The following is a 12,286-nucleotide window of genomic DNA, read 5'->3' as shown; positions in this document are numbered from 1 at the left end:
ACATAGGAAATAGTTGGACATCCAGAATGATCGTATTCAAAGTAGCCTATCAGAAAGATGCTGCTGAAAATAAAGATCAAATAGCCATGCTAGATTTCCCTGTTGATTAAGGAGGTGCATCGATCCGCTGTTGATTCGTGGAGAGCTTTTATCAAAGAAACTCAGTTGTTAAATGGAGTAAACCAGATCAATGCTTCTTTGCTCAAACAGTTACTATCCTGGGGGGGTCCATTTTCTGACTTTTAGTTTTGAAGAAGAGTACCCCTAGTGTGGCTTTTTTACAATCTACAAGGAGATGACACACCGAGCATTAGGAGGAGTAATAAATCACATAAAAAAATCTAAAAGCGTCAAAAGCATTTAAATTCCACAAAAGGATAAAATTAATTTTTATGCAAATAAAATCTCCAGTAAACAACTATTTACAAGTGAAGAAAAAATCTACATAATCAATTCTTGGGGTTTCTTGTCACTTGTCGAATTGTTAGGGGAATACTCTGTTTTTATTTCCGTTTTGAGGAGAAAACACTGCATTTGTAAAAATGTAAAATCGTAAATTTTTTGTAACGATTTACTGGTAAGAGCGTCTTATAATCATGGTAGTTATTGTTGTTTGATCAGGAGGGAATGGGGCATCAGAATAGCGTAGGCCCATCATATAGAGAACCATTTTTTTGTTGGTTTTTGGCTGTTTGTTTGTCTACATATGAGTGCTGTTTTTGTCTACATAAGGCGAATGAAGACGCTGAATACAACGAACGAAATGAAGTAAGAGATCAGAAACCAGTATGATTTGGATAGTGAAAGGGTAGTGTGCATCATGGGCATCTGGACAGGTAAGATCGTAGACAGAAGTAGAGAATGGATAGAAAAAGCGAATAACATAACGCCAAAAACAACACAAATCAACACATCCGCAATGAAGGAAAAACGGTACGGCATTGGGGGTGGACGTAATGCCTAAACCGCTTCAAGGTCATGGCCGTTATATGCCGGGACTAGATGGCTTACGCGCCCTTGCCGTATTTGCTGTCATTCTTTATCACCTCAATGTCAATTGGGCACCAGGAGGCTTGCTGGGTGTTGGAGTTTTTTTCGTACTATCTGGATACCTGATTACGGATATATTGATATCACAGTGGAAACAGAGAGGAAAAATTGATTTAAAGGATTTTTGGATCCGTCGAGCGAAACGATTGCTACCGGCTATGATAGTCATGCTGATAGCAGTAGTGGTTTGGTTAGCGCTATTTGATCGAGCTCAGCTACAGGCATTGCGAGGAGAAATTGTAGCAGCGCTTCTCTATGTAAGCAACTGGTGGTTGGTTTTTCACGAGGTTTCTTACTTTGAAAGCTTTGGTCCAGCTTCACCTTTTGGTCATTTCTGGTCTTTGGCAGTTGAGGAGCAATTTTATCTTATTTGGCCCTTATTATTACTCTTGGGGCTGCGCAATACGCCACGTCGAGGCAAGCTGCTATGTTTAACGCTAGCTGGAGTGGTTGTATCCGCTTTCGCAATGGCTCTATTATATGAGCCAGGTGTTGACCCGAGTCGTATTTATTATGGAACAGATACGAGAGCGTTTGGTCTATTGATTGGAGCGGCACTTGCAATGGTCTGGCCCAGCTCTAGGCTTTCTGAAACGGTTTCACTTCCTGCACGCATTACGCTTGAGGTTTTAGGGATAGCAGGACTGGCAACCATTCTTTGGATGATTTGGTATACCAATCAATATGAGGACTTTTTGTATCAAGGCGGTCTTGTATTGTTGTCGATTGCTACAGCAGTAGTCGTAGCAGTGATTGCTCATCCAGCGAGTAGCTTTGGTAAGCTGATGGGAGCTAAGCCGCTGCGTTGGATCGGTGTTCGTTCGTATGGAATGTATTTATGGCACTACCCGATTATTGTCCTGAGTACGCCCGCCATACATACCAATGGAACTGACATTCCTAAGGCCATATTTCAAATAGGAGCAACCATTGCGCTTGCTGGTTTATCCTTGCGCTTGGTTGAGGAACCAATTCGCCGCGGTTCATTTGCAAAGCCTGCAAAATACCGCAAAATGCAAGATGGGCGCTGGAGATTTGTTTTGTTTGGTCGTTGGGTTGTTTCTATGGTTGCTATTTTGGTTTTTAGCTCCACTTGCATTGCGATAGCAGGATGGGGAGGGAATGTGACAGCCAGCTCTATTCCAGTAGCTAGTACGGTAAATACTGAGTCGAAGCAGCAGATTGAACAACCGAATGCTGAGGAAGCTAATTTGTTTATACCGAAAAAAGAAGATGCCGCTTTAGGAGAAACGCCTGATAGAACTGAGGAAAAGATAAAAGAAGCAGACAAAACAAAAACAACAGCATCATCAACACAAAAAAATAACTCTTCACAGCAGGAGCTGGCAAAACAAGACACAAGCGGAAAACATAATGCTGCACAATCTGCTACTGATGGAGAGCAGAAGCCGGCAAAGTCAGAGGAAAAACAATCTGAAACCACAACAGAGGGCGATGAAGCTGAGCAAACAAAATCCTCTAAGGAAAACGAAAGCGGCTCCTCTGCTCGAGAGACAGATAAAGATGATTCTACTGCTCATCAATCGAAAGAAAACAGCTCAAAAGCAGAGAAGCCTTCTCAGGCAGATACGGAAGAGAAGGCTACTCCTTCTACGAAAGCTGGTAAAGGCATCACCGTGTTTGGAGATTCCGTTATGCTAGACGTAGCTCCACACCTGCAAAAGCTACTGCCAGGGATCACGATCGATGCCAAAGTTGGTAGACAATTGCGTCAAACTCCTGAGCTAGTAGCCCAATATAAAAAGAGAGGGAAGCTTGGAAATCGGGTTGTTCTTGAGCTTGGGACAAACGGAGCGTTTACCAAGATCCAATTGGAGAGCTTATTAAAATCGCTTGGAGATGAAAAACAGATTATTCTCGTCAATACTCGTGTTCCACGTCCGTGGGAGAGTGTAGTAAACGCTACACTGGCAGAGGTAGCGAACAGTCATCCCAATACTCTACTAGTAGATTGGTACACGGCAAGTGCTGGGAAAGACTCTTATTTCTCACGAGATGGTGTTCATCTGGAGCCAGAAGGAGCAAAGGCATTTGCCGCTTTACTTTCTGGTGTACTCAAATAAATCTTTATAAGGCAAAAAAGCCTCTTTTTCTAAACGGGAATCAAAGAGTTGTTACCGGTAGATGAAAGGAGGCTTTTTTGTACCATCCAGAATTTTGCATGAGCAGGAGGAGTGTTGTGCGACTGGAAAAAAACTTTCTATGGGTAGGAAGGCTTTTGTACAACCGGAAAAACTTCTATGATTAGAAAGGCTTTTGTGCGATGGAAAAACTTCTATGATTAGAAAGGCTTTTGTGCGATGGAGAAACTTCTATGATTAGAAAGGCTTTTGTACGATGGAAAAACTTCTATGATTAGAAAGGCTTTTGTACAATGGAAAAAACTTTCTATGATTAGAAAGGCTTTTATACGACCGGAAAAACTTCTATGATTTAGAAAGCCTTTTGTACGACCAGAAAAAACTTCCCATGATCAGGAAGGCTTTTGTACAATCAGGACAAATCCTACATGTATTAACCTGTATTGAATAAAGAATCTTCCACAAATAAAAGGGGAGCAATACTATTCCTTCAACAAGGAATTTTATCCGCTTTCCTACTAGGATGAATGTAATCAATTTTATGCCGGTAGATTTATTTTTCCTCCTTTTAAACAGGAAAACAAGGTTATAACTTCTAATAAGTATTGTGACTATCACTTTTACCTTTGCGCAAAGGGAGGCGAAGCAGTGGAGACGATCTATAGTCAGCTACACAAGCTGGGATTTTCCCAATATGAGAGCAAGGCCTATGTTAGTTTGATACAGCAAGCGCCGGCTACTGGATATGAAGTGAGCAAACGTTCAGGGGTTCCGCGTTCGATGATTTATGAAGTATTAGGCAAATTAATCGACAGAGGAGCCGCTTATTTGGTACCGACTGACCCAGTTAAATATGCGCCTGTTCCTGCTAAACAGATGCTGGAGCGTTTAAGAAATAATATGGAGGAAACGATTCATTATCTGGAGCATTCGTTAGAAACATTGGAGAAAGATCCTGCTATTGATGTGATTATGCATCTGAGTGGGTATGATCACGTGATACAAGAGCTGTCAGATACGATATATCAGGCGAAAAGTGAGCTGTGGTTATCCATTTGGGAGCCACAGGTAGGCGAACTATATGAGCAAATTCAACAGGCAGTCAATCGGAATATTTCGGTATTTTCGATAGTGTTTGGTGCTGAGGGAGTTAGTCTTGGCTACACCTTTCCCCATAACTATATGTCACCAGAGGTTGTACAAGAGCGAATGGGAGGACAATTAACGATTGCAGCAAGAGATGGGGAAGAGGTTATTATAGCCAACTTTAATGAACGTGGTGTGCCATGGGCTATTAAAACAAGGAATCCAGCACTTGTACTTGTAGCCACCGAATATGTAAGACACGACATCATGATTGAAGAGGTCACACGAGAATACGGGGCTGATAAGGTAGAGCGGCTCTGGCGTAATCGGCCTGACCTGTCTCATGTAGTAACAGGCTATAAAGGAGGAGGTACGTTATGAAACCAGGAGATATATTAACATGGACAAGAACCTTTACAGAGGAAGAAACGCTCCATTTTGCAGAGATTACGGGGGATAAAGGCAGGCATCATATGGAGCGTGATGAACAAGGTAGACTTATGGTGCATGGTTTATTAACTGCAAGCATTGGAACCAAAATAGGCGGCGATCTCCATTACATTGCGAGGGAGTTTAACAACGAATTTTTGCGTCCGGTGTTTACGGAGGATACGATCACCTGTGAGGTAACCATTAAAGAGATTACACCCATGGAGGACTTTGACAAGGTAGCGTTATCGTTTGTCTATTACAATCAAGCAGGGAAAGAGGTATTAATCGGAACTAGTCACGGCATTATTCGAAAGGAGGCAGAATGAGACCAAAGTAAAAAAGCAGGCACGAATGAGCAGGAAAGCTACTCACGTGTCTGCTTGAGATTTTATTGGCCAGGAGCCTCAACTGCTATATATATTTCAACAATGGCGTCATTGGGATTGCTAGCTCGCTCATCGTAGTGTTCAAAATCGCCTGTGAAGGTGCGGGAAAGCTCACTATTCATAGACCATGCCCAGATGAATTGCCAAGCCTCTATGACCACCTCAGATAAAGGACCACGTCTGGAAGTGAAGACAGCGTATTGAGCGGCGGGTAGCGTGATTGTAGTGATGCTTGGACTAGCAATCGCCGACTTGTCCGCTACTCTATTCCCAATGAAACTGGTATATTCCCCAATAGCTCCATTCTCGTACTCTGCATATACACCATAGATCTTCTGGGATAGACTATGCTGAGCTAGCTGTTTCGCAATATTTTCAGAGAAATACCGATTCCACAGCCCACTGATGACACCATTTCCAGAGAGCTCACGAGCATTGGTTGTACGGGCAGAAATTCCCGCAATCGTGAACTCTTCAAGACGAACGAGTCTAGGTTCCTCAAGGGGGTGCTGGGAACTAGCTGTGTGATTTTCCTGTGCCCAACGTTTTAATTGAGGGAATAGTCCTGTTAACATGGTACGGGCCTGTTGTTCACTCATTCCATCTCCTACCATGTGAGGAATACATATTTCTATCATTTGTTCCATTGTGCAGTCGGGTGCAGTAAACGTTCCCTGATCATAGCAGTATGAGCAGAATTCCTGTGATTTGCTGTTGTCCTTCTCTGTACCTAGCACTTCTTCATGAAGCGGCATGCTGCAGCTTTGGCAAAAGGTAATGGTCATTTCTATCACTCCTTCTTGGTTTACTAACAGTATAAGAAGCAAAACCTGACAACTCTCTGTCAGGTTTCCAGGAATCATTTTTATACATATTTTTCAACAATGGCGGCTGCTAATGTTTTTATTTTAGCTTTAATCGATTCGGGCTCTATTACCTCTACGGAGGGCCCAAAACTAAGAATAAAGCCGTAAAGCCAATTATCCTCGGGAAAACTGGCGGATACGGTTACAGATCCTCCCTCTTGCTCAAACAATTCCTCTACACCAAACCACTCTTCCGCTATATGACGAGAATCTGGGGCAAAACGTAAGACCAGATGAACCATCGTAGCAGAATCATTCCATTTCTGTACCCATGGGAGCTCGTCAGCTTGAATATTTCGCCTGATAAAAGTTGTATCAAGCACAGTAAGCTTCTTCATGCGATATAGCTTAAACAAGCGAAAATCGAGCTTGTTTTGACAGAACCCGTACAAGTACCAGGAACGCCCCTTTACAAGCAGAATATGAGGCTCAACAATTCGGTCACTCTGTTCCCCTCGTGCATTAGAATAGACGAAGCGTAGCAATTTATTTGCTTCAATAGCTTGTTTAACCGTTAAAATAGATTCTTCCAATCTTTCATTTTGCCCCCAAGGGGAGAGATCAACGAGAAATTGCTGCGTTTTCCATTGAAATTGTTCCTTTTGAGCATGTGGAATAATGCTATTAATTTTTTCCACTAAAAACTGATGACTCTCACTTTTATCCATGGTCGAGATACTTTGTAACGAGGTGACGATTGTGGCGAGATCATTATTCGTCAGCAATTGACGATCGAGTCGATACCCTTCAGCAAGACCAATACCTCCGTTTGCACCCTGATAGGTAACGATCGGAATACCCGCTTGATTAATCGTTTCAATATCACGATAAATGGTCCGAATAGACACCTCAAATTGCTCAGCTAAATCCTTCGCTTGTACGAGATTACGGTTTAGCAAAATAATAATGATGGAAAGTAAGCGGTCTATTTTCAATGTACATTCTCCATTTCTACAAAAAATGATAGGTGGAAAAAATTTATGTGAACTGTCTGAGGAAGGGAAATCCTTCGTAGCCAATTGATTTCTTACTCATATTCGGTATGCAAAGAATCGCTTTCCTTGTAGCTTTTTCCTATAATCAGCTTACCATAGTGCCATATGAAGAAGCAAAAGCATGCTCACAGCTTACGAGTAAGAGTGAACATGCTTTTGCTTATAGAGATTATTTCATTTTTCGTACCAATAGAAATGATACCTAGACTAGATTTGTCTTTGTAAATCAGCAAGACGCACTTCTTCGGCTATTGCTTTCTTTTCTTCCTCTGATAGCACAAGGCTTACCAATGGAAAAATATAATGATCTTCTTTCTCAATATGCTTTTTCAATAGGTAAGCTAAGAAGTTCATTTTTTGCAGTAACAATTCACTGCATTCCTTTACTTGCTCTTGCTCAAACAGCTCCTTCGCTTCGTTATAATGTTTACGAATGATCACATGGTCCTGTACTAATTTTGCGATAGGGCCTACTTCTGTTTCAGCGATATGGTTCTGTAGCTTGCCTAAAATGAATGTTTCCTCATATAAAAAGTGATGCTCCAGCTCCTCTTTTATCTCTTGTAGAGCGAGGCGATATACTTCTAAATCGTAACCTTCTCGTACCTTATCCATCAGATTTTCCAGCATGGCATGCTCAGCAACAAAAGAGTGTAGATGTGGATCGATGATCGAGGTCAGCTTGTTGTATTTATCCTGATCTGATTTAGTCCAATCTGTCATGTCCAACTGTGGTTTGTATATAGGAGTAGTCATAAGCGTATCAACTCATCTTTCGTTCTGATTTCCTACAATAGTAAATCTATCGAAACAAATGGACGAAAGGTGTGATTCAGATCACGTATTTTTCAAAAAATTCGAGAAGATAACGTCGCTGAAGTGGTAAATCATGTAGAAATAGTGCCGGAACTAGACTATTTGATCTTACGTAAGTAGCCTGTTTTTACACAAATAACGCTGTTTTTTTATTATTTGCAGAAAATTTGTTACAATAGAAATGTTTACAGGTTCGGATTTGTAAGTGAGCAAGATTTTAATCGATGGAAAGAGGGCTGAATCGAATGAATAACGAGTACATAGTAGGGTGGGGAACGCTCGCTCTCATTAATGCTGGGCTTGCACAAGGGAAAAATCGATCGGGACTTATCTGGTTTCTCTTGTCCTTGCTAGGAGGGCCGATTGCTACGTTCATTCTAGTTGTTTTACCAAAGGAATAAGGCATGCATCATTTTCTGAAAAGCAAAGGAGACAGCTAACATGGAAATCAAAATGGCATCAAAAGAGGATATGAAATTTTTATATGAAAAGACACCCCAAGCACTACAAGAAGGAACCCTGGGTTATATTAACGTGGATTTCGAAAGCATCGAGGAACCCATTCACCAATTGCTGGAGAAAGGGGCTTGGTATCTGGTAGGCAAGCAGAACGAGCAAATCGTTGGCTGGGTACTAGCGGGTAGCATCACCGAGCAGTTTACGAATAAAGAGCTCGGTTATATTTTCGAGCTCTATGTCATGCCCGAGTCACGTGGAAAGGGATATGCGAAACCACTAATGGAAGGGGCCATTCAGAGGCTAAAAAAACAGGGATATGCTGAAATCAGACTAAATGTTTATGTAGCTAATCGAGCAAAGGCGCTATATGAAAAGCTTGGGTTTCAGGAACGCAATGTGATTATGAGCTTGAAGTAAACAGCAAAAAGTATCAAATTTTTTTATTTCCTCCTCGCTATAATGACAATACATCACATGTTACATATGAGGAGGAAATGTTATGCAAACCAGACAAGGCTACTTCACGTATCTAGAAGGTACAAATAAAGAGGTTGGTGAGCAGCAAGCTGAGATGCTACGCCATATCCCGTACTTATATCAGGTTTATTTTGTAGAGAAGACAGATGCAATTTCAGATCAGCGCCTTTGGAGTCAGCAGCAGATGCTTCAGCAGTATTCTCCGGGTATTTGGGAGGAGCTTGAAGCCTTCTGTAGCCAAGCGAAGATGCCAATGAATCGTTTGCGTTATCTACATGAAAGCTGTATTGTGTCGGGATGCAGTCACTCTGTCGTACTTCCTAATAAGATGCGGGATGGCCATCTGTATGTTTTGCGAAATTACGAATTTACCCCTGACCTAGACGACATGACACTATGCTCAACTCGCGTACAGGGAACGTATGCACATACGGGCTTTAGCGGCTTATCATTTGGACGACATGAGGGTATGAACGATCAGGGACTCTGCATCACAATGTCATCCTGCGGTCTGCCAGTAGGAATTCATCCAGGCTTGCGTTCTCCAAAGGGAGAGGGTCTGCAATTCTGGACGGCGATTCGAGCCATATTGGAGCATTGTCGCAATGTAGACGAAGCGTTACAGCGATTGCGTGAAATGCCCATCGTATCAAACGTGAACCTGTTAGTAGCAGATCCCAGTGAAGACGCGGCTTTGGTCGAAATGATGGATGGTGAAATCGCGAGTACGAAAATAGGAAAGAAGAGCGACACTTCTTACCTGATTGCTACCAACCATGTGTTATTTTCAGAATTGGAGCATCTATCTACACACCGCATGCATAACTCGCTCATTCGTCAACAGCTAGTAGAGAGTGTACTTCAAGGCGATGAGCGATTAGAGAAAGCAGATTTGCTCGCTTTAATGAACCGGGAATATCCACAGGGCTTAAGCACGCATTACTATCAGGAGTATTTTGGGACGCTGCGCTCCATGCTCTTTGACGTAACAGCAAAAACGATAGAGGTCTGCTATGGCTCCCCGCTTCACAACGGCTGGCATACGTTGTCTGTGGGGGAAAAGCTTGCTTTTTCAGACATTGAGGTAGCTCTTCCGCAAGGGATTGTTCCAGCTCAATTTTGGTAGAAGAAAAAATAATGTGGTTGAGAGGAGAACGAGGCTTGGCATCCTATGGCAAAGAAATTGAAACGGCCATTGACTACATAGAACAGCATCTCGATAAGCCCTTACAGGCAGATGAGGTGGCCCGCCTAGTAAACTTCTCGTACTATCACTTTCATCGAATCTTTTACGAATGCACGGGTGAGACAATCGGTGATTATATTCGGAAGCGAAGACTTACAGAAGCGGCCATCTGCCTTTTACAAACAGAGCGATCTATTTTCGAAATTTCACTAGACTACCAGTTTGATTCTCAGGCTTCATTTAGTCGTTCCTTTAAGAAGCAGTTTGGTACGTCACCGTATTTTTTTCGCAAACAAAGGCGACAGCCGATTTCTCTACAAAAAATGCCACTTGTCGATAAGCGCTTAAAGCATCGCTTGCAACAGATCAGTCTACAGCCCAGCTTTGAACGGATTGAGACAGAGCGTTTCGTTATTGGTGTGAAGGATAGTAATAATCTGCATCAAAATCAGTTTAAACAAATATGGCAACGCTATTTCCTACGAGAAAGGGAGATAGGGGAAAAGCAAATGATTTGCAATCCTGATATAAGATACGGAATTTGCACGGCTGAGATGCCCCTTTCCCTCCAGCAGTTGACCGAGCTAACTGCCTTTTATGGAATAGCAGCTATAGAGGTAAAGGAGATTGTAGAGGTTCCAAAAGGGATGGTTGCTCACACGATTCAGCCTGGGGAGTATGCTGTTTTTCGTCATCAAGGGACCGGCAGTGAGCTTAGAACCACCTACGACTATATCTGGGGGACATGGTTTGCTTGTGTTGATTATGAGCTTGATGCACGAGACAATTTTGAGGTATATGGGACGGAATTTACTCATATAGCAGACAAAGACTCTATCATTTTGATTTATATTCCGATTAAAAAAAGATAAAGTCCCCTATGACAAAAGAAGAAAACAATCCAATGATGGAAATCGCAGGCAGTTGCTTGCGATTTTTTGTTGGGAAAATACTAGGGCTGGCAGAATGATGGAGCGTTTTACTATTTTTAGGCAAAATGAAAGTCATTGCATTTTAGTAAAAATCAAGCATAATTCACCTGCCTCATCCATAATTTGTTAGTGATCATGACGAATCATCAGTTGATGAATCAGCATTATTTTCGATAACAGGTAAGTTACCTAGGAAATGTGGAGAATAAACAGTCTGTTTGATCGGCATGTTTAAATCTGAACAGACTTGCAAGCTAATTTTGATCAGGAAAAATATCTGAACCTGTTGGACAATGAAAGAGGAGGTTTAACATAGCAGGTGGTGAAAGGAGCAGATCGCATGCTAAAAATCAAAAAATGGGTAGTGGATAAAAGCAAAAGCTGGATAAAGCTAATTCTAATGGGAGTGGTACTAATCTCGCTTGTAGGCTGTTCTTCTCAAGCAGGGACAGATGCTTCGGCTCCAACAAGGGGGGCGGTGACAAAGCAGGGCTCCCAACAGCAGCTAGTAATTTACACGGGACGGGATAAGAGCGTTGTAGACTACGTTATTCCGAAATTTGAAGCTACTCATCCTGATATAAAAGTGGATGTTTTAACAATTGGGGCGCAGGAAATCCTAGAGCGAATTCGAGGAGAAAAGAGCAATCCTCAGGCCGATTTTTGGTGGGGAGGCACACAATCGAGCTTACGGACTGCCGCTTTGGAAGGATTGCTGGAGAGCTACAAACCTTCCTTTGGTGATCAGATTCCAGCCATGTATAAAGACGCACAAGATCGCTGGTATGGGGAAATGCTACTGCCTGAGGTCATTATGTACAATCCACAAATGCTCCCAAAGGCAGAAGCGCCAAAGGACTGGGACGATCTACTTGATCCGAAATATAAGGATAAAATTATTATTCGTGGCGTTTTAAAATCAGGTACAATGCGCACAATCTATTCGGCTATGATGTATCGACAGGGGGCAGCAGCTCCGGAAAAGGGTTATGAATGGCTGGCGAAATTAGACGCCAATACAAAGGAATATGCACAAGACCCTACCAGCTTATATATAAAGCTAGCCCGACAAGAGGCAGCCATTTCTTTATGGAATTTACAGGATATCCTGATTCAAAAGGAAGCCAAAAAGCAACCGTTTGACTACATTTATCCAGCTAGCGGCGCCCCCATTCTAGTAGATGGCGTGGCGATTGTAAAGGGTACGAAAAACATAGCCCCGGCTAAGAAATTCTATGACTTCTTATATGATGAAAAACTCCGAATTGAACTGGCGGAGAAGTTCTATCAAATTCCCGCCCTCTCCACTAGTAGCAAAGAAAATCTACCGACCTGGCTACAAGCTATTGAGCTAAAACCATTGGAGATGGATTGGCAGGTCCTAGCAGATAAAGAAAAAGAGTGGATGCAATATTGGGATGAAAATATAAAAGGAAAGGGCTACAAATAGTTACTAGAAGTAATACAGAAATGAGTGACGACCTTTTGTTCTGCATGCT

General features: G+C 42.2%; 12 protein-coding genes. 9 read left to right on the top strand and 3 right to left on the bottom strand.

The annotated features are described in order from the left end of the window. Positions 1–820 precede the first annotated feature (820 nt). The 4 genes from GOP56_RS23375 to GOP56_RS10200 all read left to right on the top strand — a co-directional run bounded on the left by GOP56_RS23375 (position 821) and on the right by GOP56_RS10200 (position 4,996). Complete coding sequence (locus tag GOP56_RS23375; protein WP_174250665.1) at positions 821–964, top strand: hypothetical protein; 144 nt, start codon at positions 821–823, stop codon at positions 962–964. After that, entirely contained in the window at positions 957–3,134 is a 2,178-nt protein-coding gene (locus tag GOP56_RS10210; protein ID WP_163245498.1) for an acyltransferase family protein, read from the top strand. The genes GOP56_RS23375 and GOP56_RS10210 overlap by 8 nt, the downstream gene beginning before the upstream one ends. 666 nt (positions 3,135–3,800) lie before the next feature. Continuing rightward, complete coding sequence (locus GOP56_RS10205; protein WP_003339696.1) at positions 3,801–4,619, top strand: TrmB family transcriptional regulator; 819 nt, start codon at positions 3,801–3,803, stop codon at positions 4,617–4,619. Continuing rightward, on the top strand, positions 4,616–4,996 hold the full coding sequence (locus tag GOP56_RS10200; RefSeq protein WP_163245497.1) for a hotdog family protein: 381 nt from the start codon (positions 4,616–4,618) through the stop codon (positions 4,994–4,996). The genes GOP56_RS10205 and GOP56_RS10200 overlap by 4 nt, the downstream gene beginning before the upstream one ends. Before the next feature lie 62 nt (positions 4,997–5,058). Here the strand turns inward: GOP56_RS10200 and GOP56_RS10195 are convergent, their stop codons facing one another. The 3 genes from GOP56_RS10195 to GOP56_RS10185 form a co-directional block, all read right to left on the bottom strand. Beyond that, entirely contained in the window at positions 5,059–5,841 is a 783-nt protein-coding gene (locus GOP56_RS10195) for a zinc ribbon domain-containing protein (RefSeq protein ID WP_163245496.1), read from the bottom strand. 80 nt (positions 5,842–5,921) lie between these two features. Then, positions 5,922–6,857, bottom strand: a complete 936-nt coding sequence (locus GOP56_RS10190; protein WP_163245495.1) for a helix-turn-helix transcriptional regulator — start codon at positions 6,855–6,857, stop codon at positions 5,922–5,924. A 267-nt stretch (positions 6,858–7,124) separates the two neighbouring features. Next, positions 7,125–7,673, bottom strand: coding sequence for a hemerythrin domain-containing protein (locus GOP56_RS10185; RefSeq protein WP_163245494.1), 549 nt, complete (start codon positions 7,671–7,673; stop codon positions 7,125–7,127). Between the two features lie 305 nt (positions 7,674–7,978). Between GOP56_RS10185 and GOP56_RS23370 the strand changes: the two genes are divergently transcribed. The 5 genes from GOP56_RS23370 to GOP56_RS10165 all read left to right on the top strand — a co-directional run bounded on the left by GOP56_RS23370 (position 7,979) and on the right by GOP56_RS10165 (position 12,237). Next, positions 7,979–8,134, top strand: a complete 156-nt coding sequence (locus GOP56_RS23370) for a hypothetical protein (protein ID WP_003339682.1) — start codon at positions 7,979–7,981, stop codon at positions 8,132–8,134. 40 nt (positions 8,135–8,174) lie between these two features. Further along, entirely contained in the window at positions 8,175–8,609 is a 435-nt protein-coding gene (locus GOP56_RS10180) for a GNAT family N-acetyltransferase (RefSeq protein ID WP_163245493.1), read from the top strand. Positions 8,610–8,691: 82 nt separating this feature from the next. Continuing rightward, the gene (locus tag GOP56_RS10175) at positions 8,692–9,795 is read left to right on the top strand and encodes a C45 family autoproteolytic acyltransferase/hydrolase (protein WP_163245492.1); all 1,104 of its coding nucleotides are present in this window, start codon (positions 8,692–8,694) and stop codon (positions 9,793–9,795) included. A gap of 35 nt (positions 9,796–9,830) precedes the next feature. Continuing rightward, positions 9,831–10,727, top strand: coding sequence for a helix-turn-helix domain-containing protein (locus GOP56_RS10170; protein ID WP_163245491.1), 897 nt, complete (start codon positions 9,831–9,833; stop codon positions 10,725–10,727). Between the two features lie 400 nt (positions 10,728–11,127). Continuing rightward, positions 11,128–12,237, top strand: a complete 1,110-nt coding sequence (locus GOP56_RS10165; protein WP_163245490.1) for an extracellular solute-binding protein — start codon at positions 11,128–11,130, stop codon at positions 12,235–12,237. Positions 12,238–12,286 lie beyond the last annotated feature (49 nt).

Source organism: Brevibacillus sp. 7WMA2 (assembly GCF_010748895.1).
Classification (GTDB): Bacteria; Bacillota; Bacilli; order Brevibacillales; family Brevibacillaceae; genus Brevibacillus_B; species Brevibacillus_B halotolerans.
This window is presented reverse-complemented; position numbering and strand designations above follow the sequence as displayed.

Bases quoted from the DNA above. Each gene is read 5' to 3' on its own strand.
- GOP56_RS23375 (WP_174250665.1), top strand. From the start codon at position 821: ATGGGCATCTGGACAGGTAAGATCGTAGACAGAAGTAGAGAATGGATA.
- GOP56_RS10210 (WP_163245498.1), top strand. From the start codon at position 957: ATGCCTAAACCGCTTCAAGGTCATGGCCGTTATATGCCGGGACTAGAT.
- GOP56_RS10200 (WP_163245497.1), top strand. From the start codon at position 4,616: ATGAAACCAGGAGATATATTAACATGGACAAGAACCTTTACAGAGGAA.
- GOP56_RS10195 (WP_163245496.1), bottom strand. From the start codon at position 5,841: ATGACCATTACCTTTTGCCAAAGCTGCAGCATGCCGCTTCATGAAGAA.
- GOP56_RS10185 (WP_163245494.1), bottom strand. From the start codon at position 7,673: ATGACTACTCCTATATACAAACCACAGTTGGACATGACAGATTGGACT.
- GOP56_RS23370 (WP_003339682.1), top strand. From the start codon at position 7,979: ATGAATAACGAGTACATAGTAGGGTGGGGAACGCTCGCTCTCATTAAT.
- GOP56_RS10180 (WP_163245493.1), top strand. From the start codon at position 8,175: ATGGAAATCAAAATGGCATCAAAAGAGGATATGAAATTTTTATATGAA.
- GOP56_RS10175 (WP_163245492.1), top strand. From the start codon at position 8,692: ATGCAAACCAGACAAGGCTACTTCACGTATCTAGAAGGTACAAATAAA.
- GOP56_RS10165 (WP_163245490.1), top strand. From the start codon at position 11,128: ATGCTAAAAATCAAAAAATGGGTAGTGGATAAAAGCAAAAGCTGGATA.